Source organism: Merdimmobilis hominis, assembly GCF_016901855.1.
Taxonomy (GTDB): domain Bacteria; phylum Bacillota; class Clostridia; order Oscillospirales; family Ruminococcaceae; genus Paludihabitans.
Genome location: NZ_JACJKY010000008.1, coordinates 1 through 25,252, shown reverse-complemented (window position 1 = coordinate 25,252; position 25,252 = coordinate 1). Strand labels below are relative to the sequence as shown.

Annotated in this window: 25 protein-coding genes, 1 tRNA gene and 1 other annotated feature; of the genes, 20 read left to right on the top strand and 6 right to left on the bottom strand. The window is 46.7% G+C overall.

The annotated features are described in order from the left end of the window. Positions 1–74 precede the first annotated feature (74 nt). Complete coding sequence (locus H6A12_RS06415) at positions 75–929, bottom strand: hypothetical protein (RefSeq protein WP_204446032.1); 855 nt, start codon at positions 927–929, stop codon at positions 75–77. Positions 930–1,060: 131 nt separating this feature from the next. Here H6A12_RS06415 and H6A12_RS06410 point away from each other — a divergent pair, with 131 nt between their 5' ends. Both H6A12_RS06410 and H6A12_RS06405 read left to right on the top strand, forming a co-directional pair. Beyond that, complete coding sequence (locus H6A12_RS06410; protein ID WP_204446030.1) at positions 1,061–1,402, top strand: helix-turn-helix domain-containing protein; 342 nt, start codon at positions 1,061–1,063, stop codon at positions 1,400–1,402. A gap of 269 nt (positions 1,403–1,671) precedes the next feature. Further along, positions 1,672–1,884 (top strand): hypothetical protein, encoded by a 213-nt coding sequence (locus H6A12_RS06405; RefSeq protein ID WP_003532585.1) that lies wholly within the window; start codon positions 1,672–1,674, stop codon positions 1,882–1,884. A gap of 188 nt (positions 1,885–2,072) precedes the next feature. On the opposite strand, the gene H6A12_RS06400 is transcribed toward H6A12_RS06405, so the two are convergent. Together H6A12_RS06400 and H6A12_RS06395 are read right to left on the bottom strand one after the other, a co-directional pair. Continuing rightward, positions 2,073–4,220, bottom strand: a complete 2,148-nt coding sequence (locus tag H6A12_RS06400; protein ID WP_204446029.1) for a VapE domain-containing protein — start codon at positions 4,218–4,220, stop codon at positions 2,073–2,075. Between the two features lie 24 nt (positions 4,221–4,244). Then, positions 4,245–4,388: a hypothetical protein gene (locus H6A12_RS06395; RefSeq protein ID WP_204446028.1), complete on the bottom strand. Its 144-nt coding sequence runs from the start codon at positions 4,386–4,388 to the stop codon at positions 4,245–4,247. A gap of 210 nt (positions 4,389–4,598) precedes the next feature. On the opposite strand from H6A12_RS06395, the gene H6A12_RS06390 reads away from it, so the two are divergent. Next, positions 4,599–5,351, top strand: a complete 753-nt coding sequence (locus H6A12_RS06390) for a helix-turn-helix domain-containing protein (protein ID WP_204446027.1) — start codon at positions 4,599–4,601, stop codon at positions 5,349–5,351. A 117-nt stretch (positions 5,352–5,468) separates the two neighbouring features. Here H6A12_RS06390 and H6A12_RS06385 read toward each other — a convergent pair. Then, positions 5,469–5,544, bottom strand: a tRNA-Lys gene (locus tag H6A12_RS06385). A 248-nt stretch (positions 5,545–5,792) separates the two neighbouring features. On the opposite strand from H6A12_RS06385, the gene lepA reads away from it, so the two are divergent. The 8 genes from lepA to ftsH all read left to right on the top strand — a co-directional run bounded on the left by lepA (position 5,793) and on the right by ftsH (position 17,702). Beyond that, positions 5,793–7,601: a translation elongation factor 4 gene (gene lepA, locus H6A12_RS06380; protein WP_204446025.1), complete on the top strand. Its 1,809-nt coding sequence runs from the start codon at positions 5,793–5,795 to the stop codon at positions 7,599–7,601. A 396-nt stretch (positions 7,602–7,997) separates the two neighbouring features. Then, a complete protein-coding gene (locus H6A12_RS06375) occupies positions 7,998–9,944 on the top strand; it encodes a ribonuclease J (RefSeq protein WP_243415337.1) in 1,947 nt (648 codons plus the stop codon). A gap of 24 nt (positions 9,945–9,968) precedes the next feature. Next, the gene (locus tag H6A12_RS06370) at positions 9,969–11,963 is read left to right on the top strand and encodes a DHH family phosphoesterase (protein ID WP_204446023.1); all 1,995 of its coding nucleotides are present in this window, start codon (positions 9,969–9,971) and stop codon (positions 11,961–11,963) included. Further along, positions 11,964–12,413 carry a 50S ribosomal protein L9 gene (gene rplI, locus H6A12_RS06365; protein ID WP_204446020.1) on the top strand — a complete coding sequence of 150 codons (450 nt, stop codon included), beginning with the start codon at positions 11,964–11,966 and terminating at the stop codon, positions 12,411–12,413. A gap of 75 nt (positions 12,414–12,488) precedes the next feature. Next, complete coding sequence (dnaB, locus tag H6A12_RS06360; RefSeq protein WP_204446018.1) at positions 12,489–13,856, top strand: replicative DNA helicase; 1,368 nt, start codon at positions 12,489–12,491, stop codon at positions 13,854–13,856. Further along, positions 13,840–15,183 (top strand): tRNA lysidine(34) synthetase TilS, encoded by a 1,344-nt coding sequence (tilS, locus tag H6A12_RS06355; RefSeq protein ID WP_204446016.1) that lies wholly within the window; start codon positions 13,840–13,842, stop codon positions 15,181–15,183. Before dnaB ends, tilS begins: the two co-directional genes overlap by 17 nt. 3 nt (positions 15,184–15,186) lie before the next feature. Continuing rightward, positions 15,187–15,726: a hypoxanthine phosphoribosyltransferase gene (hpt, locus tag H6A12_RS06350; protein ID WP_204446012.1), complete on the top strand. Its 540-nt coding sequence runs from the start codon at positions 15,187–15,189 to the stop codon at positions 15,724–15,726. A 23-nt stretch (positions 15,727–15,749) separates the two neighbouring features. Continuing rightward, entirely contained in the window at positions 15,750–17,702 is a 1,953-nt protein-coding gene (gene ftsH / locus H6A12_RS06345) for an ATP-dependent zinc metalloprotease FtsH (RefSeq protein ID WP_275955292.1), read from the top strand. A gap of 322 nt (positions 17,703–18,024) precedes the next feature. Here ftsH and rny read toward each other — a convergent pair whose 3' ends face one another. After that, positions 18,025–19,590, bottom strand: a complete 1,566-nt coding sequence (gene rny, locus H6A12_RS06340; RefSeq protein WP_204446010.1) for a ribonuclease Y — start codon at positions 19,588–19,590, stop codon at positions 18,025–18,027. Positions 19,591–19,991: 401 nt separating this feature from the next. Between rny and rpmG the strand changes: the two genes are divergently transcribed. The 7 genes from rpmG to rplL all read left to right on the top strand — a co-directional run bounded on the left by rpmG (position 19,992) and on the right by rplL (position 23,411). Next, complete coding sequence (gene rpmG / locus H6A12_RS06335) at positions 19,992–20,141, top strand: 50S ribosomal protein L33 (protein ID WP_204446008.1); 150 nt, start codon at positions 19,992–19,994, stop codon at positions 20,139–20,141. An 18-nt stretch (positions 20,142–20,159) separates the two neighbouring features. Next, positions 20,160–20,411 carry a preprotein translocase subunit SecE gene (gene secE, locus H6A12_RS06330; protein WP_204446005.1) on the top strand — a complete coding sequence of 84 codons (252 nt, stop codon included), beginning with the start codon at positions 20,160–20,162 and terminating at the stop codon, positions 20,409–20,411. 25 nt (positions 20,412–20,436) lie between these two features. Then, entirely contained in the window at positions 20,437–20,958 is a 522-nt protein-coding gene (gene nusG, locus H6A12_RS06325; RefSeq protein WP_204446003.1) for a transcription termination/antitermination protein NusG, read from the top strand. A gap of 136 nt (positions 20,959–21,094) precedes the next feature. Further along, entirely contained in the window at positions 21,095–21,520 is a 426-nt protein-coding gene (gene rplK, locus H6A12_RS06320) for a 50S ribosomal protein L11 (protein WP_204446001.1), read from the top strand. A 59-nt stretch (positions 21,521–21,579) separates the two neighbouring features. Continuing rightward, positions 21,580–22,275: a 50S ribosomal protein L1 gene (rplA, locus tag H6A12_RS06315; protein ID WP_204445998.1), complete on the top strand. Its 696-nt coding sequence runs from the start codon at positions 21,580–21,582 to the stop codon at positions 22,273–22,275. Between the two features lie 32 nt (positions 22,276–22,307). Next, positions 22,308–22,462: a sequence feature (ribosomal protein L10 leader region), on the top strand. 40 nt (positions 22,463–22,502) lie between these two features. Beyond that, the gene (gene rplJ / locus H6A12_RS06310) at positions 22,503–23,006 is read left to right on the top strand and encodes a 50S ribosomal protein L10 (protein WP_204445996.1); all 504 of its coding nucleotides are present in this window, start codon (positions 22,503–22,505) and stop codon (positions 23,004–23,006) included. Positions 23,007–23,036: 30 nt separating this feature from the next. After that, on the top strand, positions 23,037–23,411 hold the full coding sequence (gene rplL, locus H6A12_RS06305) for a 50S ribosomal protein L7/L12 (RefSeq protein WP_204445994.1): 375 nt from the start codon (positions 23,037–23,039) through the stop codon (positions 23,409–23,411). A 121-nt stretch (positions 23,412–23,532) separates the two neighbouring features. Here rplL and H6A12_RS06300 read toward each other — a convergent pair whose 3' ends face one another. Further along, complete coding sequence (locus H6A12_RS06300) at positions 23,533–23,781, bottom strand: AbrB/MazE/SpoVT family DNA-binding domain-containing protein (protein ID WP_204445991.1); 249 nt, start codon at positions 23,779–23,781, stop codon at positions 23,533–23,535. A 203-nt stretch (positions 23,782–23,984) separates the two neighbouring features. Between H6A12_RS06300 and H6A12_RS06295 the strand changes: the two genes are divergently transcribed. Next, positions 23,985–24,587 (top strand): nucleoside recognition domain-containing protein, encoded by a 603-nt coding sequence (locus H6A12_RS06295; protein WP_204445989.1) that lies wholly within the window; start codon positions 23,985–23,987, stop codon positions 24,585–24,587. Then, entirely contained in the window at positions 24,584–25,096 is a 513-nt protein-coding gene (locus H6A12_RS06290) for a spore maturation protein (RefSeq protein WP_204445987.1), read from the top strand. Before H6A12_RS06295 ends, H6A12_RS06290 begins: the two co-directional genes overlap by 4 nt. Positions 25,097–25,252: the final 156 nt, after the last annotated feature.

Sequence of the window (25,252 nt, the reverse complement as noted above, 5' to 3'; positions counted from 1 at the left end):
CGTGTGCTCCATCAATGCCATTTTAAAGAACAACACATTTGATATTTGCACAATAGTTGGCTGTCGTTTTTCATTCAAGACAGGTCATAAATCCCACCGGAAAAGCGGCAACTCCCATCGTTGTTGTGCTCCGCTTCAATCTCAAAGGCAAGGCAGTGGTTGTCCTTTGGATTCCATTTTACGCTGTTTTCCCGATAGGGGTAGATAAACCTGCACGCTCCCAAAATATCGTTGTCCGTGCTAAGAAGCTGTTGTTTTGGAACTCCAAGACGGGAAGCAATCAGGCTGGATTCTTTTTGCAGACATTGATCTGCGCTGTGAAAAGCACAAATCACTCCGTCAAGCATAGGCTTTACAACTGAGGTAAGATTCACAGTTTTTGTTTTCGGAACAGACAGCTTGATTTTTACCCCAAAGCTACTGCCCTGTAGTTTATGATAAGAATGGACTTTTTCGGGATTCTCCCTGAGTGCCCGCCAATAAACAACAGCTTTATTGCTACTCAAAGAAACCGGAACCGATAGGGATTCCCATTCTGCCGCTAAAGTGTGCTTTCCCCAAAAATCCGTCTGGTTTTCTGAATCACAGATTTTATAGACATACCTATGGGGGAATTCCGCTCCTTCATCAGTTGTTTCCTGATTAGAACAGTTTTTCGCAAAGATTCGATTGGTGGCAAACGGACGAAAAGGCGCAGAGCCAATATTGTAAAACAGAACGTTTTCCAAATCAAAAGAACCAGTCCCCGTCCCATAGTAGCAAGCCATCAGATATTGACCTTCTGTGAAAGGAGTTAATTGCGACAGGACACACCGCAAAGCATTACGGAATTCTTTTCGCCAGTCTTGCGGCTGGTAGGGAATCCGCTCTTTTGAAAACGCCTGAATCATGCCATCATCAGAGATGATTTTGCAGTTTTCAGAACACATGATTTTTCCTTCTTTTCTAATCTGATATTCATACTCATTATAAAACTCTTATCGCGTTCTGTCAACTCTAATAGTAGATTATTTCCTACTATTTCACTTCCTTCTTTTAAAATTGAAAAAGGGGTGATAAAATGAGTTTTGGAGAAAATTTGCGTGTTTTGCTTGAAGAAAGGGAAATGACCCAAAAGGAACTCGCTATACAGTTAAATATTGCTCCATCAACTATGGGGAGTTATGTTCAAAATACACGAGAACCGGATTTTGCTACTTTAAAACTGCTTGCTAACTATTTTGATGTATCAACCGATTATCTTCTGGATAATTTCACTGGAAAAATTTCCAGCCATCAAGAGGCAGAATTACTGCGCATTTTTCGTTCTCTTTCCGATGAACAAAAAGCCATTTGCCTTGAACAGTGTCGGGTATTCGTCCGCATGAACCATCATCAAGAAAAAGAAGCAAAATCATCATAATGGATTTTAGAAAATCGGATTGACGAATGATACCATTGCCTATGATAAATAGGCAATGGTATTTTTTGTCGGAAACCTTAATTTTAAACAAGAGGAAAATTGTTCCGCTTTTTGTTTTACAAAGGTATTTTGAAACCGTCAAACTGCCTTTTAAAACGGGGAGACATCTAACCTGGGTGTGTGAACAACGGTTTTCTGCTAAATTTATCGGATAGTATGAAACCGGCCTTAAAAACGAAATTTACACGAATTAGAAAGGTAGTATATTTATGATAAGAAGAAAAGTATACAGCCCAGTTTATGCGAATGAAGAAGTCATTTATAGGATCCCCGTGACTTGGCAGATGAGGGCGATTATTCCTGTGTCCGCTAGTTCTCTGAAAGAAGCGTTTCAACTGGTGAACACGCTGGAGTACGACTTACCCGAAGGGGAGTACGTTGAAGATACCTATGAGATAGATTATGACCGTTTGGAAGAATAACGGGGGAAACATCATAATATGAAAAAAGCCATTGAACCCGAAAAACGGAATCAATGGCTTTTTTGTGTAGATATTTTTTCAAAAAGTGTAGGAAGTGCAGGGTAGGGGCAAAAAATCATAGAACTTTATAAAAAGCACTCATTTTTTTATCTTTTGATATTTTTTCCTACCCTACCCTCACTTTCATATCAAAAGATTACATCTTCATCAGTAAAATCCCTGAAATCCTCACTTGTAAATGGTGCAAAAGAATAGCTATCAGAATCATCATCTATAGAGACTGACAAAGGCGGACAGTTTATATATCTTTTGCCATTGCTACTGCTACGTTTGAATACTTGGCCTGTCCGTTTTTCCAAACGTGGGATAAGCTGCCTGCCGATGCTTTCACTCCGGATATTTAACCCTTTATATCTTTTATTCAGAATATCAGCTATTTCAGCCGCAGTTCTTCTACCCCATCTTGACAGGTCGGCTGTGGTATCAAAAAGAGAAATAAACTCATCTTCTCCATAAACATCTGTTTCAAAATTAGCATTGAGACAATTTACTCTATCCTGTTCTTCTGGGGTAAGCAGATGTCCTTTTGGATTTTTTTTGTACTCTTGATAAATTTGTCTCCAAAACTGCAAGTACCATTCAGATGAATAACTGAAGATTGCATTTGTGTCCATTTTTTCAATGGGGATTGTCCAGAACCTTCTGTTCCCTGTAACATCTCTTAGATATTCTTTAGGATTGACAGTCCCGCAAAACGATGTCCGACGTGGACGGATTGTTTCATGGCGGGCGTAGGGTTCACGGTAACGGTCAGTTTGCTCAGTCAAAAATGCTTTCAATGCTGATTGTTCCTTCTTTGTCGTGCTGTCAATTTCTCCCAATTCACATATCCACACCTTTGTTGCAGACATGGTACTATCTTTATTGGACATATCTAAAGTAGCGCCCCCTTTGAAAAATTTATCAAAAACAGCAAGATGGCGGAACAATTCTGTTTTGCCGATACCTTGCTCCCCTTGTAGCACTAATACCCCTTGTGCGGAAACTGGATGATCTTGTGTGTTATAGAGCACAGCAATCGTTTGCAAGGCCCACTTTTTTACAAGAGTTTTGTGGAATTCATCAGACAGACCCATGATACGGTACAATTCAGCTAAACGGTCATTCCCATCCCATAACTGGGCATTTATACACTCCAATACAGGGTGATACCGATTTTCATTTGCAATAACAGATAGATGGTTGTAAATATGTTTTTCATTTACATATCTATAGCCCATCATAATTGCTGAATCATATATTAGTGTTACCAATAGAGACAAAGCGTCTTCACCACTATATTCAGGCGGTAATCCGTCAATCTCTATGCGGCAGTTCATATCATTGATTCTAATGTGGATTCCAAAAGCCTGTAAAAAGAGTCTTGTAACTTCAATACACCACCTTTTGTCTCTTCCCACTCTGATTTTTAAATTCTGCCAAATATACATATCTGCTATCGGAAGGGGGGATTTATTTTGTGATACACTAAAATTATACTGCGCCGGCGAAACATAGTCTGGTGACAACAAGACCGTTCCACGGTAAAATTTCAATGCACTTTTCCAAATGCCAGACAGCTCTTTTTCATCAAGAGGCGGTGAGCATTTTTGAGATTCTTTTGTGAACATGAGATAAGCAGGATTTTCACCATAGCGGACGAGCGCACGAACAGCGAACTGATATAATGTAGCGTTCCGTCTACCCTCTGGAATTATATTGCTCTCTCCTTTTGCAGAAACATCTTTGACAGAGGGTTTAACAGTTTCCATAAAATCAGATAAAAGCACATTGCCATCAAAAAATTCAATCTGGGGATTTTCAACCCCAATAAAAAAGCGGGCTGAATCCTTTGCATTATCATCAAAAGCTGGAAAATAAGAACAGACTTTTTGCTTGAGTTGAGCGTACTCCTGACTGTTGTTAATTACCGAATGGGCAAAGTAAACATGGAACTTTGGTCTTGGTGCTTTATCCTTCTTTTGTTTCATGTGATTTCGAGAATAGCACACATAAAAAGGCACATTCGGAAATGCTTTTCTTACATCATCAGGAGTTGTCCACAGTTCGGAGTTATCACTTTCAGTATTATCCACATCAAACATGCTACAGTTTGACTGAATAAAGTTTGCAATTTTTCTATGACCATCTTGATACAAAGCACAAACATGATCGTAAGCAACTACACCCTTTAAATCATCAACTGTATGTACTTCTTTGCAAAGCGGATATTTTGTATTTTTGAGTTCACTGCGAAAATGGTTATAGTAAAGAGTAAATAATACTTGACCTGCCATAAATAGTCCCTCCATAATTTGAGATTACGCACATTGACAGTCGGTACCATCTGCTTCTTGTGTTTCATCAATGTTTTCTTCCATAGCTTTGATATCACGGACGATGGCATCAAAACAGTCATAGGCAAATTGCCTTGCCTGCTCTTTGCTGATTAAAAAATCATACATTAACGCCATCCCCCTTTCTCTCAAAACTATCTTGACATTTTGTAAACTAAAGATTATAATATCTTCGCGAAGATTTCTTTTTGTTTACACGCTTATTATAGCAGATTTTTTTGAGGTGGCTTAGTTGTTGTCTAAAGTGAAAATTCTTCTTTACTTTTCATAAAAATTAAATTTTAGTTTACTCAAATAGACAAAAGGAGGATTGGAATAATGAAAAAACCCGACTATGATAATTTTTTATATGACTTTTCAGAACGTTTTTATCAGTTAAGACATGAACCCAGCCAGATGAAAGAAAACGGAACCAAAAAATCTTTTAAAGAAATTTCAGATGAAATCAAACAGCGGACAGAAAACAAAGTCCGCATTTCACATACGCAGCTTTCAAAATACTATAAAATGAGTCTGGATTCCGAAGATGAAGAAAGGGAGCCTTTAACGCCTAACGTTGCAAGCGTAATTGCCTTAGCTGATTATTACGGGGTGTCCCTTGAGTACTTATTGGGACTATCGGACAGTAAAAGTTCCGATGATAAATTTCAGGTAGGAAGCGAAGCCTTCGGTTTATCTGATACGACTATGCAAATACTGGAACAATTCAAAAATCAGCCGCATATCTTTAATGCCCCGCCGGAAGAAAATAATTTTTTAAAATTTAGCGGCATGGATTTTATCAACTTTATATTTGATAACCTTTTGCCTGATTTTCAATATTTATGCAATAAATATCTTTATGCACTTCAAGAGCTGGAAACTTTAAAAAAAGCGAATGAGGGCGCTAAAATTGACTATTCAAATATAAAGGTCAGCCTAAAAAATATGGACAGCATTCAACAAGAAGTAAAACGCCAAGAAGATTTTGTAAAATACCGAGCTTTTCAAATATCCGAACTGGTTGGCGATTTTTTAAAGGCTCTTGGCAAAGAGGTTTTGACAAAAGAAATAGAAACAGAGGCAGACTGAATAGACAGTCTGCCTCTGTTTCTATATTATCTGCCCGTATAGGGTTCTGTAAGATATCTCATAATAGCAAAGCCCCCGAGAAAATAATATTCTCGGGGGCTTTGTTTAATATTGGTGTGGTGATCCACCGGAGATTCGAACTCCGGACCCTTTGATTAAAAGTCAAATGCTCTGCCAGCTGAGCTAGTGGATCATGCGTTTATGTGAACTCGAGATTCGGAATTTACTCTGTTTTGTTTGCCCCGTCTCTCGAGTGCTTGTTTATTATAGCAGATGTAAATCAGGATGTCAACACCTTTTTTCGGTTTTTTTTATTTTTTTTTGCGGAATGTTTTAATTGCGGGAAAAACGCCTGTATGATATAATAATAAAGATCATGAAAACCCGCGTCATAAGGGAGTTTTCCCGCGTTGGCGCAAATTATACAAAGAGGTGAGATGTTTGTCGGACAGACAAAATAAAATCCGCAATTTCAGTATTATCGCGCATATCGACCACGGAAAGAGTACGCTTGCAGACCGTATGCTCGAGCTTACCAGTGCGGTCGAAAACCGTGAGATGGAAGAACAGCTTTTGGATAATATGGATATCGAACGCGAGCGCGGCATTACAATCAAAGCCCGCGCCGTTACGATTGAGTATAAAGCACAGGACGGTGAAACGTATCAGCTCAACCTGATCGACACGCCCGGCCATGTCGACTTTAACTATGAAGTATCCCGTTCGCTCGCAGCATGTGAAGGCGCCATTCTGGTGGTCGATGCATCGCAGGGTGTCGAGGCACAGACGCTTGCCAATACGTATCTTGCAATCGATCATGATTTAGAGGTTGTGCCGGTTGTCAATAAAATTGACCTGCCGGCGGCTGATCCGGACACTGTCTGCCATGAAATCGAGGATGTTATCGGCATTCCTGCAATGGATGCACCGCGTATCTCCGCAAAAACCGGCGTGAACATCGCTTCGGTGCTCGAAGCAGTTGTGCGGGACGTGCCGCCGCCGTCGGGTGACGAGGATGCACCGTTCAAAGCGCTCATCTTCGATTCCTATTACGACAGCTATAAAGGCGTTATCGTCTATATCCGCGTGATGGACGGCGAGCTTCATGTGGGCGACACCATCCGGATGATGGCATCGGGCGGTGAATATACCGTTACAGAGCTTGGTTATATGGGTGCAAAAACATCCATTCCGCGCGAGGGACTGTATGCAGGTGAAGTTGGCTATATTGCGGCAAGTATTAAGGATATCGGCGATACGCGTGTGGGCGATACGGTAACGCGTGCCGACCGTCCGGCGGCAGAACCGCTCCCGGGCTATAAAAAAGTCAATCCGATGGTGTTTTCCGGTATTTATCCGGCGGACGGTGCAAAATATCAGGACTTGCGCGATGCACTGACGAAACTTCAGTTAAATGATGCGTCGCTCACATTTGAGCCGGAAACGTCGATTGCACTTGGATTTGGTTTCCGCTGCGGATTTTTGGGCCTTTTACATATGGAAATCATCCAGGAGCGATTAGAGCGTGAATTTAATCTGGATCTCATCACGACTGCACCGTCGGTTGTGTACCGGCTGACGCTGACAAACGGCGAGGTGCAGATGATCGACAACCCGACCAACTATCCGGATGCCGCACTGATCGCGCAGGCAGAGGAGCCGTTTGTCAAAGCGAATATTTTGACGCCGAACGAATTTGTCGGCAACATCATGGAGCTTTGTCAGAACCGCCGCGGTATCTTTAAGGATATGAAATATCTCGACGTCACCCGCGTCGAAATGCACTATGAACTGCCGCTCAACGAGATTGTGTACGACTTTTTTGACGCACTCAAATCGAGAACACGCGGTTATGCGTCGTTTGATTATGAGTTGTCCGGCTTTGTGCAGTCGAAGCTTGTCAAACTCGATATCCTGTTAAACGGCGAGATCGTCGACGCGCTGTCGTTTATCGTTCATGCGGACAAGGCGTATGAGCGCGGCAGACGCATTGCAGAGAAATTAAAGGACAACATTCCGCGCCAGCTGTTCGAAGTGCCGATTCAGGCGGCAATCGGCGGAAAGATCATCGCGCGCGAAACCGTCAAGGCAATGCGCAAGGACGTGCTTGCAAAATGTTACGGCGGCGATATTACCCGAAAGAAAAAACTGCTTGAAAAGCAGAAAGAGGGCAAAAAGCGGATGCGTTCGCTCGGCAGTGTCGAAGTGCCGCAGGAGGCATTCATGGCAGTGCTTAAACTCGACGAATAAAAAGAAAGACAAAACGGAAGCGTGGTTTGCAGATGCAGACGATGCTTCCGTTTTTTTATCGATGGGATTCACAGAAAATAAGGTGTATGACGTGCAAAAAGATGACATAAAATAGAAAAACACAGCGCGCCTAATGCAGCTGACTTGACAGTTTTTATGATTCGTTATACAATAATATCTACAGTAGATGTACGGAGAAACTGTAAAAAAAGAAACAGCTGCCGATGCAAAGAGATCGGATGAAAAAGAAAAACGGCAGGCAGCCACAGAACAACATGATTTTGTTCCCGTTTCTTTTGATTTCACACAACAAAAACGAATACATATCCCGGATACCGACTTTGATTTTTGAATATATAAGGTCGGCTTTGGTAGTTGTACCTTTTTATCCGGACGATGAACAAAACCGAAGTGAGGGAACTGACATTGCGCAAGAATTACGCATCATTAAATGAAAACGACGGGATGGCACCGTCTGAGCAAAAGCAAACGAAAAAGCGTTCGCCCCGTGTACCAAACGGAAAGCGCACATACAAACCGCTGAATCCGGAGGCGCTTTTGGCAGATTTGCAGCGGGAACAGGCGGGCGAACCGCAGAGAAAAACACAAACCGCGAATAAAAAGCAGAACAGACCGTCTGCACCGCGGAAAAATACACGCCGCACACCGCAAAGACAGGCAAAAAAACCGCCGATCAATATCATTCCATTGGGCGGACTCAATGAGATCGGCAAAAATATGACGCTGTATGAATGCTGCGGCGATATGTTTATCATCGACTGCGGACTGGCATTCCCGGACGCGGATATGCTGGGCGTTGATCTGGTGATTCCGGATTTTTCATATGTTGAACAGAATATCGATAAAATCCGCGGCATTGTGATTACCCACGGTCATGAGGATCATATCGGTGCGATTCCGTATCTGCTTAAACGTGTTTCGCTTCCGATTTATGCGTCACCGCTTGCAATCGGACTGATTAAAGGCAAGCTCAAAGAGCACGGTCTTTTGAATCAGGCGAAGCTGTTTGTCGTCAACCCGCGTGATACCATCCAGATGGGATGCATGAAGGTTGAGTTTATCCATATGAATCACTCGATTCCGGACGCAATGGGCATTGTCGTCCATTCGCCGGCAGGCATCGTGGTGCATACGGGCGACTTTAAGATCGACTATACCCCGATCGAGGGCGGCGTGACCGACCTTGCACGTTTGGCTGAGCTTGGCGAAAAAGGCGTGCTGTGTCTGTTGTCTGATTCGACGAACGCAGAACGTCCCGGATCTACACCGAGTGAACGGAAAGTCGGCCGTTCATTTGAAGGATTGTTTACCAATGCAGAAGGACGCCGCATCATCATCGCGTCGTTCTCTTCGAATATTCACCGCATTCAGCAGATTATCACGGTGGCGGAAAAATTCGGCCGCAAAGTGGCAGTTTCCGGCAGAAGTATGGAAAACGTCGTGTCGGTTGCGGTGGAGCTTGGCTATTTAAGCGTTCCGGAAGGACTGCTCGTTGACATCGACACGATTTCCCGCTATCCGCAGGAAAAGGTGGTCGTGATTACAACAGGAAGCCAGGGCGAGCCGATGAGTGCGCTGTCCCGTATGGCAACAGGCGATCACCGCAAGGTGAATGTCACCGCACAGGATTTCATCATCATCTCTGCAACGCCGATTCCCGGCAACGAAAAGCACGTCACCCGTGTGGTCAATGATTTGTTAAAGCTCGGCGCAGAGGTTGTGTATGAAGCGATGTACGAAGTGCACGTTTCGGGACACGCCTGCCAGGATGAATTAGCACTCGTCATGACGATGACCAGACCGAAATTTTTCATGCCGATTCACGGTGAATTCAAGCATTTGAAAGCGAGCGCAAAGCTTGCAAAAACGATGGGCATTGAGCCGTCGCACGTCATGATCAGCGACATCGGTCAGGTGATTACGGTGTCGGAGGACGGTATCAGCCAAACAGGCACCGTGCCGTCGGGACGTGTGCTCGTGGATGGACTGGGTGTGGGCGACGTCGGCGCAATCGTTCTGCGCGACCGCCAGCATCTCGCAAAAGACGGCTTGATTATTGTGGTCATCACAATGGAGAGTTTGACCGGTACCCTGCTTGCAGGACCGGATATTGTATCGCGCGGATTTGTGTATGTGCGCGAAGCGGAGGAGCTCATGACCGAAGCGAAACAGGTGGTCAAGAATATTTTGGATCAGTGCCTGGATTCGGGAATCCGCGATTGGAGCACCATTAAAATGAACGTCCGTGACGGACTTTCGAATTATATCTATAAAAAGACAAAACGCGGCCCGATGATTCTGCCGATCATCACAGAGGTGTAATAGGTGCCGCAAGGGGGCTTTTTTATGAAGCAAAAACGATTTTGGCTCATAAGACCATTATATGCACTGCTGATACTGATGACACTCGTGCTGTGGGGTCTGTTGTTTTTGGCGGACTGGCGGCTGTTTTTGATCACAGCGCCGTTTGTTATCGTCGTGGATACGATTGCGGCGATCAAAATCTTCCGGATTCAGCAGGATCTTCGCAAGTCGATGTCCTCGATCGGCAAAATGCTGTCTGATTCACAGGAAGCAGGACTGCTGTATTTCCCCATGCCCGTGCTTTTTTCAACAGAGGCGGGGGAGATTGTTTGGTATAACGAGATGTTTCGTTCGGTGGTGCTCCATGACGGTGATGATATTTTCGGTTATGGATTAAGCTACCTGTTTCCGGATTCGCCTGAGGATATTGCGGAAAACGGACCGCGCATGATTGGATGTCAAGGTGGATTTTATCAGACATTCTGCATGAAAACGGCCGGCCCCCAGTCGTTTTATGCAATGTATTTTGTGGATGTGACGAGGCTTGAGAACAAGCGGCGCGAAGAGGAGAAAAAGCGTCCTGTCATTTTGTCCATGCTGATTGATAACTACGAAGAAACCATTAACCGCGAACCGGAAAACAACAAATTGAAGCTTCTAAACGACGTACGCAATATCATTCAGGAATTTGCCGATGAAACCAGCGGATTTATCCGCCGGATTGACCATGACCGTTATGTCATGGTGGTTGAGAGCCAGGATCTTGACAAAATGCGGCGCAATCGCTTCCAAATTCTCGACAAAGTGCGTATGGTGGAAACAGAGAACCGCACACCGGTTACTTTGTCAATCGGTGTTTCGCGTGTGACGGATAATATGAAGCGCGCGGAGAATGAAGCACGGCAGGCGCTCGAAATGGCGCTCGGACGCGGCGGTGACCAGGTTGCCATCAAAACGGACGGCGGATATGAGTTCTTCGGCGGTTTTTCAAAAGGCGTCGAAAAACAGACGAAGGTTAAAACGCGTATCGTGGCATCCGCACTTGCAGAGCTCATTAAAGCCAGCAGCAATGTGCTGGTGATGGGACACAAATTCGCCGATCTGGACGCACTCGGTTCTGCAATCGGCATGGCGAAAGCAGCGCGCTGTCTTGGAAAGAATTCTTCGATTGTGCTCGATTCAAGACGCAATCTTGCGGATGTGCTCGTGCAGCGGCTGGTCGAGTATAAGGAACAGGATTTGATTTGTCTGCCGGATGTGGCACGCGATCTTGTCAATGAGAAAACGCTGCTCATCATCGTCGATACGCATACGCAGGATCTGATTGAAAGTCCAGCGATTTATCAGGCGTGCAAGCAGGTGGTTGTCATTGACCATCACCGGAAAATGGTCAACCATATTCAAAATGCAGTGATCTTTTATCACGAGCCGTTTGCATCGAGTGCGTCTGAAATGGTGACAGAGCTGATTCAGTATTTAGGCGATGCATGCAGACTTGGCCGTATGGAAGCAGAAGCGCTTTTGGCAGGCATCATGCTCGATACAAAGAATTTCGTCGTCAAAACGGGCGTGCGCACGTTTGAAGCAGCGGCATATTTAAGACGGCTCGGCGCCGATACCGTTTCGGTCAATCAGCTGTTTGCTTCGACGATTGAGTCGTATCGCCGGCGCACACAGATCGTGTCGAACGCGGAGATTGTCAAAGGCTGCGGCTGTGCGATTTCGGTGTGCGATTTTGCAGCGGATGATATGCGCGTGATCGCACCGCAGGCGGCAGATGAACTTTTGAATATCAACGGAGTGAAAGCTTCGTTTGTATTATATCAGGAAAACGGAAATGTCAATATTTCCGCACGCTCCATGGGTGCATTTAACGTGCAGGTCATCATGGAACAGCTTGGCGGCGGCGGACATCATACAATGGCCGGCGCGCAGATCAAAGATACCGAATGTCATTTGGTACGCACAAAGCTGGCGGCAATTATTGAAGAATACGTTGCCGAACAAGAGAAAAAGGAAAGAAAGGCGGAAGCATAAATGCAGGTTATTTTAAAACAGGATGTCAAAGGAACCGGAAAAGCAGGCGAGCTTGTGAAGGTATCCGACGGATATGCAAAAAACTTTTTATTAAAACGCGGACTGGCTGTAGAGGCAAGCGCTGCGGCGATGAACGAGAAAAAAACAAAAGATGAGGCAGCAGCACATCACGCACAGGTTGCACTCGATGAGGCAAAAGCAGCGGCAGCACAGATCGACGGCAAAACGATCACCGTATTTGCAAAAGCAGGAACCGGCGGCCGGCTGTTCGGCGCTGTGACAGCAAAAGAAATTGCGGATGCGGCAAACGAGCAGTTCCGTTTGAATCTCAACAAAAAGAAGATTTCGGTGAAATCGGATATCAAGACGTTTGGTGAGTACACCTGCGAAGTCAAACTTCATACAGGTGTGACCGCGACACTGAATGTGAGTGTCAAAGAAGCACAATAACAACCGAAAGAGAGCCTGTCCCGGCGGATAGGCTTATTTTTCGTTTTTGGGGTGTTCAAAAAAGGAGGCGTTTGCATGGAGCAGCAAAACACCATCACGGCCGAAACGCTTGAAAATCTGCCGTACAGCCTGGAGGCGGAGCAGTCCGTACTCGGTGCGCTTTTGCTTGAACCGGATCGGATTGCAGTGGTGCTTGAGCAGGTTTCGCGTCCGGAGATGTTTTACAGAAGACAGCATCAGGAGCTGTTTTCGATTCTCATTGGCATGTTTAACCTAAGCCGCACGATCGACTTTATTACAGTACTTGATGAGGTTGTGCGCGGCGAGGTGTTCGACAGCGCGGAAAATGCGAAGCTTTATCTGGTACAGCTGATGGAGATTGTGCCGACAACGGCGAATCTGTCGGAATACTGCCGGATTGTGAAAGAAAAATATTATCTGCGGTCGCTGATTACGGCGTGCGGTGACATTGTGGCACGTGCGCGCGACGGTGAATATGCGGCGGAGCAGGTGCTTGAATATGCGGAACAGCGCGTTTATGATATCCGTCAGGGCAGAGATGACACCGCGCTTGCGAAGATGGATTCCGTTATTATCGAGACGTATGACCGGCTTTTGAAAATGACCGGCGAGGATAAAGAGCAATACTTGGGTCTGCGCAGCGGATTTTCGCAGCTTGATAAGATGCTCGGCGGCTTAAACCGTTCCGACCTGATTTTGCTGGCGGCACGTCCGGGCATGGGTAAATCAAGTTTTGCGATGAACGTCGCACTCAATGTGGCAAGACGATATCCGCAGAAGGAAGTCGTGATGTTTTCGCTTGAGATGTCGAACGAACAGCTCGTTTCGCGTGCAATGTCGTCCGAGGCACGGATCGAAAGCCATAAGCTTCGTGTGGGACAATTAACCGCCGACGAATGGGTTCAGCTTGCAAGCTGTGCCGATGTGTTAAGCCGGATGAATTTCTATTTCAGCGATGCGGCAGGCGTCACAGTCAATGATATCAAAGCGCGGCTGATGCGGCTTAAGAACTTAGGACTCGTCGTTATCGACTATTTGCAGCTTATGTCGACCGGTAAGCGGTCGGAAAACCGTGTACAGGAAATTTCCCAGCTCACGCGAGGGTTAAAGATTATGGCGAAAGAGCTGGACGTGCCGATTCTGCTGCTTTCTCAGCTTTCCCGTGCGGCAGAACAGCGTCAGGGACACAAACCGATGCTCTCCGACCTGCGTGACTCCGGCTCGATCGAGCAGGACGCCGATATTGTTCTGTTTTTGTACCGCGAGGATTATTACGAGGAAGACACAGAAGACCGCAACGACGCACAATGCATCGTTGCGAAAAACCGTCATGGCTCTACCGGTGATGTGGATCTGCGCTGGATCGGTCAGTACACCCGGTTTGAAGATGTGGAGAAATACCGCGATGAACCACCCATGTGAGCAGGCAGTCAGACAAAGCGGTGCAAAGCCGTGTGACGGTGTTGTCGTGGGCGTTTCGGGCGGTGCAGATTCGAGCGCGCTGCTGCATGCGCTCGTTCGGTGCGGCTATCGGGTCACAGTGTGCCATGTAAATCATTGTTTGCGCGGCGAAGAATCCGACGCGGATGCACGGTTTGTAAAAGAGCGGTGCAAAGCGTACGACGTGCCGTATTTTGAACGATGTGCGGACGTCTTTAAGCTTGCAAAAAAGCAAAAATGCACCGTCGAGGAAGCAGGCCGGCTTGTGCGGTATTTGTTTTTTGAAGAAATCCGGCAGAAAACGGGTGCCAAGTTCATCATGACGGCGCATACCAAAAACGATCAGGTCGAAACGGTGCTGTACCGGATGGCGCGCGGCACCGGACTGCACGGCTTGTGCGGGATTCCGAAAAAACGGGGCGTGATTCTGCGGCCGTTTCTATCGGTGACGCGCGAGGAGATTGAAGCGTATTGCCGGGATGAACAGATTGAATACCGGACCGATTCGACGAACGAAATGACCGTTTATGCGCGAAACCGCGTGCGGCATACGGTGATTCCGGCACTTTGTGCAGTGCATCCCGGCGCAGTGCAGGCGATTGCGCGGATGACACAGTCGTTATCGATTGATGACGATTATTTCAGCTTTCAGACAGCAAAGCGGCTTGCTGCCATGCGCATGGCAAACGGGAAATATGACTGCCGCAGTCTTGCGCACGAGCATCCGGCAATCGTACGGCGTACAGCGCTTGCGATTTTAAACGAAACAGGTGCTGGCGAGAGTGAGATTCTCTGTGAACGGCTTTGCGCACTGTTTTCGATGGCATCCGGAAGCTTGACCGCGCAAAACGGCGTTTGCTTTTTTATCCGGCGCGGTGTGCTGACCGCCGGTGAATGCACGCCTGCTTCGCCTTATGCGGTTAGAATGTCACCGGGGATGACAGCCAATACACCGTATGGCGCGGTGCGGTGTGAGAAAATGACGCGCGCAGACGCAGATGTATACCAAAAAGTTTATAAAAATTTATTATATCTTGCACTTGACTATGATACAATAAAGGGACAGATCACACTGCGAAGCCGCATAGACGGCGACCGGTTTTGCTCTGCGAAAACAGGTGTGACCAGAAAGATTAAAAAGCTGTTTTCGGAATCGGGATTTACACCGTTTGAAAAATCGGCAGTACCGATTGTCTGCGACGAAACCGGCGTGATCGGTGTGGTTGGCTTTGGTGCCAAAAAAGGAATGGAAGTAAGCGGCGACACAACAAATGTCCTGCTTTTTATCATTGACAAAACGGAGGAATAACAGGTGGAAAACGATATCTTAAACGTACTCATTTCAGAAGAAGAGCTTGCAAAAAAAGTACAGGAAATCGGCGCACAGATCAGCAAAGATTATGAGGGCAAAAATCTGATGATGGTCAGCGTGCTCAAAGGCTCTGTTGTGTTTATGGCAGACTTGATGCGTGCAGTGACCGTTCCGGCGGAGATTGACTTCATGAGCGTTTCGAGCTATGGCTCGGGTGCGAAAACAAGCGGCGTTGTCAAAATCATCAAAGACTTGGACATCGAGCTTGCCGGCCGCGATCTTTTGATCGTTGAGGACATTTTGGACTCGGGCTTAACCCTTTCGTATATCAAAAAAATCCTGCTGGAGCGCGGACCGCGTTCGATCAAAATCTGCACACTGCTCGATAAGCCGGAGCGCCGCAAAGCGGATATTTTTGCAGATTACAGCGGCTTTGAAGTGCCGGACGAATTTGTGGTGGGTTATGGCCTCGATTTCGCTGAGAAATACAGAAATCTTCCGTATATCGGTGTATTAAAACCGTCGGTATACGAAAAATAACAAACACAAGGGAGTGGATTTGATTGCAGAATAAAAGAAAGACCATCTTTATCTATCTTGGTCTGATTGTTGCGTTGATGCTCGGCGTCTATATGATGTCGTCGATGGTCAAACCGACCGGCGGCGACACATATCAATATTCTGATGTCGTCTATATGTTTAAAGACGGACTGGTTGAGGAATATTCGCTTGATTTGGGCAGCGGACAGATTGAAATGAAAATCGATATGGACAATCCGAAAGCCGAATCGATCAAAGCAACCGCCACAGATAAAGACGGAAACAAGTATGTCAAAACACAGGTGGCATACGTTGCGAAGTTTTTAGAGGACATTGATCCGTACGTTGAGCAGTACAACATCGACAATGCCGGCGAGGAAATGAAATATCAGTATATCGCGCCGACCGATACGTCGTGGATTTTCCCGCTGATCTCGATTTTGATCACGGTGGGACTGCTGGTGTTCTTGTTCTTCATGTTCTCGCGTCAGGCAGGCGGCGGAAAAATCAATCAGTTCAGCAAAGCCGGCGCAAAAACACTGCAGTCAGGCAAAAAGACAACATTTGCCGAGGTTGCAGGTGCCGACGAGGAAAAAGAAGAATTAAACGAGATTGTACAGTTCTTAAAACATCCGGATCGTTTTAACAGTCTGGGTGCGCGTATTCCGAAAGGCGTGCTGCTTGTAGGCCCTCCGGGTACCGGTAAAACGCTGCTTGCAAGAGCCGTTGCAGGCGAGGCAGGCGTACCGTTTTATTCGATTTCCGGTTCGGACTTTGTGGAAATGTTCGTCGGCGTCGGCGCATCGCGTGTGCGTGACTTGTTCTCGACCGCGAAGAAAAACGCACCGGCAATCGTATTCATCGATGAGATCGACGCGGTCGGCCGTCAGCGCGGCACAGGACTTGGCGGCGGTCACGATGAACGCGAACAGACATTGAACCAGCTGCTCGTTGAAATGGACGGCTTTGGTGAAAATGAAGGCGTCATCATTATTGCGGCAACCAACCGCCGCGATGTACTCGATCCGGCATTGCTGCGTCCGGGCCGTTTTGACCGTCAGGTTGTTGTCGGCTATCCGGATGTCAAAGGCCGTGAGGAAATTCTCAAAGTGCATGCGCGCAACAAACCGCTCGGCTTTGATGTGGACTTAAACAAAATCGCACGCACCACCGCGGGCTTTACCGGTGCGGATCTTGAAAACCTGCTGAATGAGGCGGCGTTGCTTGCGGCAAAGAATAAACGCATGGCAATTACCGAGGAAGATATCGAAGCGGCTACCATCAAAGTGGTGGCTGGACCGGAGAAACGGTCGCACAAAATCAACGACCACGATAAAAAAATCACAGCATATCACGAGGCCGGTCACGCTGTCGTCACCTACTACTGCGAAACACAGGATAAGGTGCACGAGGTGTCGATCATTCCGCGCGGTATGGCAGCCGGCTATACCATGAGCCTTCCGGCAGATGATCAGATGCATATGTCACGCCGCAAAATGGTGGAAAACCTCGTCACATTGCTGGGCGGCCGTGCAGCAGAGGAAACAGCGCTTGATGATATCTGCACCGGCGCGTCGAACGATATTGAACGTGCAACACGCATTGCGCGCGAAATGGTGACACGTTACGGCTTCAGTGAAAAACTCGGCCCGATCGTCTACGGCGAGCCGGAGGGTGAAGTTTTCCTTGGCAGAGATTTCGGTCATCAGCGCAATTATTCCGAAGAAGTTGCACAGCAGATTGACGAAGAAATCCGCAAGTTGATTGACGATGCATACGATCAGGCAAAATCGCTGCTTGCAGCGCACAGAGATCAGCTTGACCGTGTTGCCGTTTATCTGATTGAAAACGAAAAGATCAACGGTGATACATTCGAAAAACTGATGCGCGGCGAATTGGATGCGCAGGCTGCACCTGCAGAGGAACCGCAGGATGGTTCTGCTGATTCCGACGCTGAGCAGGCGATCGAAGAATAATCCGCTGAATAAGAATAAAAATACCGGGGTTTTTACCCCGGTATTTTATTTTACCTAAAAGGGAATGAGTTTTATCAAAACGCTTGACATATCGGTGAAAATATGATAAATTATACATATTGAATCTGTTTGAAAAGAAAAGATTCCAAAAGCGTATATTTAAATATCGGAAATTCATATGCTGGGTTGGGTATTCTTTTAAGGGGAGAGAAGCAGAAGGCCTTTCATATGATAAAACACGGTTTGAGATTTCCTCAAACCGTGTTTTTGTTTTAGTGGCATAACAAAACCCGGTCGAACGTGTTCCGACCGGGTTATTTTCTTATTTTGCGTATTCGATTGCACGGCTTTCGCGGATCAGGTGAACTTTGATCTGACCCGGATAATCGAGTTCGTTTTCGATGCGGGATGCGATCTCACGTGCAACGACGATCATGCGCTCGTCTTTGATATCCTCCGGACGAACCATAATGCGGATTTCTCGGCCTGCCTGGATTGCAAATGATTTTTCAACACCGTCATACGAACATGCGATCTCTTCAAGCTTCTGCAGTCGTTTGATGTAGTTTTCAAGGTTTTCGCGGCGTGCAGCAGGACGTGCAGCGGAAATTGCATCTGCAGCCTGTACCAGCGCGTCAATCACGGTCTTGATTTCGACATCGCCGTGGTGCGCCTGGATTGCGTGAATGACCTGTGCGTTCTCTTTGAACTTGCGGCAGACTTCCACGCCGATCTCAACGTGCGAGCCTTCGATTTCGTGGTTTAACGCCTTGCCGATATCGTGCAGAAGACCTGCGCGGCGTGCGAGATTTGCGTCAACACCCAGCTCGCTTGCCATGATGCCTGCAAGATACGACACTTCAATGGAGTGGTTCAAAACGTTCTGACCATAACTTGTGCGGTAGCGCAGACGGCCGAGCAGTTTGACGATTTCGTTGTGGATGCCGTGGACATTTGTTTCCATGACAGCACGCTCGCCCTCCGTTTTGATGCGCTGATCGACTTCGCGTTTTGCTTTTTCGACCATCTCTTCAATGCGGGTCGGATGAATGCGTCCGTCCTGAATCAGGCGCTCCAGCGCGATTTTTGCAATTTCTCGGCGAACCGGATCGAAGCAGGACAGTGTGATTGCTTCAGGTGTGTCGTCAATAATCAGATCGACGCCGGTCAGCGTTTCGATTGCGCGGATGTTGCGGCCCTCACGGCCAATAATGCGGCCTTTCATTTCGTCGTTCGGCAGTGTTACAACAGAAACGGTTGCCTCGGACACCTGATCGGCAGCGCAGCGGCTGATGGCAAGTGAAATATATTCACGCGCCTTTTCTTCACATTCTTCTTTTAATTGTTGCTCATAATTTGAAATACGGACGGCTTTTTCGTGCGTAAGCTCGTCCTGTAAGCTTTCTAATAACTGTTCTTTTGCCTGTTCGGCGGTCAATCCGGAGATGCGCTCCAAATTGTCAATCTGGCTGTTTTTAATGCGCTCAGCCTCCTGCAGTTTTTCATCTGCACTGCGCAGTTTCTTTTGCAAAAGCTCGTCTTTTGCTTCGAGTGCGTCCATCTTTTTGTCGAGTGTTTCCTCTTTCTGCACCAGGCGGCGTTCCTGGCGGGAAACCTCGTTTCTCCGCTCTTTGATTTCACGGTCTGCATCGGTCCGCAGTTTGTGAATCTCATCTTTTGCCTCGATGATGGTTTCTTTCTTTTTTGTGTCAGCGGCGTGATAAGCGTCTTCTACAATTTTTTTCGCCTGTTCCTCTGCGCTGCCGATCTCAGCTTCAGCGATTTTTTTTCTATAACGAATGCCCAGCTTAAAAGCAATCAGTCCAAAAATAACACCGGATGCAAGAAACGAGATGACGCAGTATAAAATCGTCATCAATGGATCCATGAAAAAATAAAACCTCCTTTTTCATAATAAATAATGATACTGTTGTTTGTTTTTTTAAAAAAGAACATAGAAAGATATTTCAGTACTTTGAAAGTTATCAGTTCGCTACATTTAAATATTTTAACGGATTTTGTTCATTAAGTCAAGAGAAAACGGCCTCAGACGGTGTGTTTTTGTGTATGATTTTGACGATTTGCTGACATATGGTGTTTTGCGGATGGACGGTGCCGCGCAAAGCGTCAAACCGCCGTTTTTTGCGCAAAAAACGTTGACAAAACACGGGGGGTTGTGCTACAATAAACATACCTCGAATGGGGTTTATTTTTTTGTGCCCGTTTTTCGGGAGCTGCCCCTCAAGAGGGAGGCAAAAATTATTCCGTAGTAAGCAGGAGGTGCCGATAATGAGAGTTAAAATTACATTAGCTTGCACAGAGTGCAAACAGCGTAATTACGACACAGTCAAAAACAAGAAAAACGATCCTGACAGACTGGAAATGACAAAATACTGCCGTTTCTGCAGGAAACACACCACTCACAAAGAGACGAAGTAACGGAAGGTGGAAAGTATCATGTCGAACGAAAAAACCACCCAGACAAAACCGGAAAAAGCAAAATCGGACAAGGCAAAAAAACCTTCCTTTTTTTCAAAGGTTGGTCGTTACTTCAGAGATCTTAAAAGCGAATTCAAAAAGATCGTTTGGCCGAGCAAAAAGCAGATTATCAACAACACGGTTGTCGTTTTGATCTGCATGGCAATCACAGGCGTTGCAATCTGGATTTTGGACTGGGCATTTATCAATTTGTTTGCCCTGATCTATTAAAACCCATTTCGGAAGGACGGATATCATGTCTGAAACCGCAAAGTGGTATGTCATTCACACCTATTCCGGATATGAGAACAAGGTGGCGAATAACATTGAAACCGCCGTTGAAAATCAAAACCTTAGGGATTTGATCGAGGAAGTCTGCGTACCGACAGAAAAGGTATTGGAGCTTCGTGATGACGGCAAAGAACGGGAAGTGGAACGGAAGATTTTTCCGGGCTATGTTCTTGTCAAAATGATCTTAACCGATGATTCCTGGTATGTCATCCGCAACATCCGCGGTGTGACAGGATTTGTCGGTCCTGGTTCCAAACCGGTTCCGCTTTCCGAGAAGGAAGTTGCGGCGCTCGGTGTGGAGAAGATTCACGTGGAAGTCAACTACAAAGAAGGCGACAGCGTCCGCGTTGTATCCGGACCGCTTGAAGGCTTCAGCGGTGTGGTTGATGCAGTGGACATCGAACGTAATATTGTGACCATCACAGTATCGATGTTCGGACGCGACAATCAGGTGGAGCTTGCGCTCAATCAGGTTGCCGCTGTGTAGCAAAGGCAGAGTTTCTGTCTGCACGGGTTTTCGTGCAAGCGTGCCCTGTTTTTTAAAGGAATGGTAACGGGACAGGGACGTTCGTGGGAGGAACCGTTTGGTTCCGCCGTTTACCACAATTTTTGGAGGTGCAATTATGGCGCAGAAAGTTACAGGTTATATTAAACTTCAAATTCCGGCTGGCAAAGCAACTCCGGCACCGCCTGTAGGTCCGGCTTTGGGTCAGCACGGCGTCAACATCATGGCGTTTACAAAGGATTTTAACGAGCGTACAAAGAACGACATCGGTCTTCTCATTCCGGTGGTCATCACAGTATATGCTGACCGTTCTTTCACCTTTGTGACCAAAACTCCGCCGGCAGCAGTTTTGATCAAAAAAGCTTGCGGCATTGAAAGCGGTTCGGGCGTGCCGAACAAAACAAAGGTTGCAAAAATCACCAGAGAGCAGGTTAAACAGATCGCAGAGCAGAAAATGCCTGATTTGAACGCTGGCAGCATTGAAGCCGCTATGAGCATGGTGGCTGGCACAGCACGTTCCATGGGCGTTGAAGTTGTCGACTAAACGACCCCTGGTGGGAGGAACATTCCGCTATCGACCACGTTAAGGGAGGAAAATTGATAATGAAACACGGTAAAAAATATATCGAAAGTGCGAAACTGATCGACCGCTCCAAAGCATACGACACAATGGAAGCATTGGAACTGGCAGTTTCCACAGCAAAAGCAAAATTTGATGAAACAGTGGAGCTCCACGTCAGACTGGGCGTTGACTCCCGTCACGCTGACCAGCAGGTCCGCGGCGCTGTCGTTCTTCCGAACGGCACCGGTAAAACCGTTCGCGTTTTGGCACTGTGCAAAGGCGACAACGTTGAAGCTGCAAAAGCAGCTGGCGCTGAGTACGCAGGCAGCGACGAGTTCGTTCAGAAAATTCAGGGCGAAGGCTGGATGGATTTCGACGTCGTCATCGCAACCCCGGATATGATGGGTGTTGTTGGCCGTCTTGGTAAAATCCTCGGCCCGCGCGGCTTGATGCCGTCCCCGAAAGCCGGCACAGTTACTCCGGATGTTGCAAGAGCAGTCACCGAAGCAAAAGCTGGTAAAATCGAGTACCGTCTCGACAAAACAAACATCATTCACTGCCCGATCGGCAAAGTTTCGTTTGGCGCTGAGAAACTGAGCGAAAACATGGAAACACTGATGGGTGCAATTGTTAAAGCAAAACCGGCTGCAGCAAAAGGCCAGTATTTAAAATCCTGCGCTGTGACCACAACCATGGGTCCGAGCGTAAAACTGAACACCGCAAAATATGGTGTTTAATGCTTGACAAACGCGTAAACTTGTTGTAATATAATAGATGCTGTTTATTCTTTAAGACAGCAGGTGTGCGTTGCACATAATGGGTCACCCCGCCTGCCGAGGGAATGCGTCAGATTTTTTAGCTATCGCAAGATCAATGATGATGCCCTTTCCCTGTCTTTTGGGAGAGGGCTTTGTTTTTAGGAATAGCAGCATTTCATAGTATTCCGATGAAATGAGGTGAATCCATGCCAAGTGCAGAATTACTCAAACAGAAAGAGCAATATGTCAAAGAACTGACTGAGAAACTCAAAGGCTCTGCAGCAGGCGTTTTGGTGGATTACAAAGGCATCACTGTTGCTGATGACACCAAACTGCGTAAAGAGTTCAGAGAAGCAGGCGTTCAGTACACTGTTGTGAAAAACACAATGCTGCGTTTTGCTGCAAAAGAAGCAGGTCTTGAAGACTTGATTCCGGTTCTCGAAGGCACAACCGCTCTCGCACTGTGCGAAGAGGATCCGGTTGCTCCGGCAAAAATCGCTGCAAAATATGCTGATTCCATCAAAAACTGCTTCACAATCAAAGGCGGTTTCATGGACGGCGAAGTGCTCGACGCTGCAAAAGTTGTTGCAGTCGGCAAACTTCCGTCGAAAGATCAGCTCATGGCACAGCTCGTCAGCGTACTCACCGGCAATATCCGTGGTATGGCTGTTGCGCTTAATGCAATCGCGGAGCAGAAAGAATCCGCATAATTGACAAAAATTAAATGGAGGTAAATTATCATGGCTTCTGAGAAAATCACAAAATTTATTGAAGACATCAAAGCACTGACCGTTCTCGAACTGAACGAGCTCGTAAAAGCAATCGAAGAGGAGTTTGGCGTTTCCGCAGCAGCTCCGGTTATGGTTGCAGGCGCTGCAGCAGCAGCTCCGGCTGAAGAAGAGAAAACCGAATTTGACGTTATCCTGGCTGACGCTGGCGCAAGCAAAATGGGCGTTATCAAACTGGTGAAAGACATCACTGGTCTGGGCCTGAAAGACGCAAAAGCTCTGGTTGACGAAGCTCCGAAACCGATCAAAGAGGGCGTTTCCAAAGCTGACGCTGAGGACATCAAAAAGAAACTCGAAGAAGCAGGCGCAAAAGTCGAAATCAAATAAGAGATTTCTTTTATCAAAAAAGCACACGGTTTTGCCGTGTGCTTTTTTATTGTTTAAAAAACGGCAAAAGAACAAGCACACAGTGTCTTCTGTGTGCTTGTTTCTTTTTTGCGAAACAGGATTATTCCGCGTTCTTTTTGAGCTCCGCGAGGCAGGAACGGCAAATGTTTTTGCCTTTGTAGTTTACTACGTCGCCTGCGTCGTTGCAGAAAATGCAAGCCGGCTCATATTTTTTGAGCAGGATGTAATTGTTGTCAACAAAGATCTCGACCGGATCTTCTCTGTTGAGGTCAAATGTACGTCTCAGCTCGATCGGCAGAACGACTCTGCCCAGATTGTCAATTCTTCTGACGATGCCTGTTGATTTCATACCCAAAACCCTTTCCTTGAACCAAAAATCGACAATATTGTCGTTTGTTCAGTTATATTTTACTGCGATCCGCAAAGTGTGTCAATACGGTTTTGAAAAAAATTTCAAAAAATTCATAAATCGTTGCATAATTCAGACAATTGTTCTGGCAGTCGTGCATATATTTTTTTGGCAAATCAATATCCGGAAAGCAGGCGTTTGAGATGAAGTGGATTCTTGTCATTTTGGCGGCAGCGGGCCTTTTATTCGGTGCTGTCAACGGTACAATGGATGCGGTGGCACAGTCCGTTTTGTCGGAAAGCAGCAAAACCATTTCGCTTGTGCTCACACTGGCAGGCGGAATGTGCCTTTGGAGCGGCCTTTTGCAGATTGCCAAAGACAGCGGACTGACGGATCTGATTGCAAGACTGCTGCATCCCATGATTTCGCTTGTGTTCCGTGGTGTTGCACTGACGGCACGCGCGCGTGAATTGATCTGCATCAATATGACAGCCAATCTGCTGGGACTTGGAAATGCGGCGACACCTGCGGGCGTGGCGGCAATGAAGGAGCTTGCAGACAGGAATCATCCGGAATGTGCATCGGACGGTATGATTTTGCTGACTGTACTGAATACAGCGTCCATTCAGCTGATTCCAACGACTGTCGCGATGCTGCGGCTGCGTCATGGCGCACAGAATCCGTTTGATATTTTGCCGGCTGTTTTGATTGTGTCCTTTTCGTCAGCTGCTATCGTTGTCTGTTTGGTGCGGCTTTGCAATCGGATACGCACAAAAATTCGTGAGAGAAAGGAGCGCGCTGCATGACCGCATGGGTTGTTCCGGTGATTGTGTGTATCATTTTGATTGCCGGATTTTATAAACGCATTGATCTCATGGCATCATTTGTGGAAGGCGCAAAAGACGGTCTTTTGACCGCCAAAAACATTCTTCCGCCGCTTGTTTTGCTCATGACAGTGATCGGGATGCTGCGTGCGTCAGGCGGGCTTGCACAGATCACCGCTTGGATTTCACCCGTGCTGACTGCGGTCGGAATCCCGCCGGAAACCGCGCCGCTCGCACTGATCCGGCCGCTATCGGGAAGCGGTGCGCTGGCGGTGCTTGAGGATACACTTTCGCAGGTGGGTGCAGACAGTCTTGCAGGACGAACAGCATCCGTGATGATGGGTGCAACGGAAACGACGTTTTATACGGTTGCCGTCTATTTTGGTGCAGCGAAGGTGAGACAGACAGCACATGCGATTCCGTGTGCACTGATCGGTGATTTGATCGGTGCGTGTATGAGCGCATGGATCACAGCCATGCTTTTTGCGTAAAGGAGTTGATGAAACAGCAATTCTGTACTATAATTTGGACAGGAAATTGACACGCCCCCTGTCAAGTAGACATTTTTTGTGGACACCTGTTATGCAGCATAAGCATAACGGACTTCCATCGGGGTTTGTCCTGTCTTGAGCTGTATTCGCTCATTG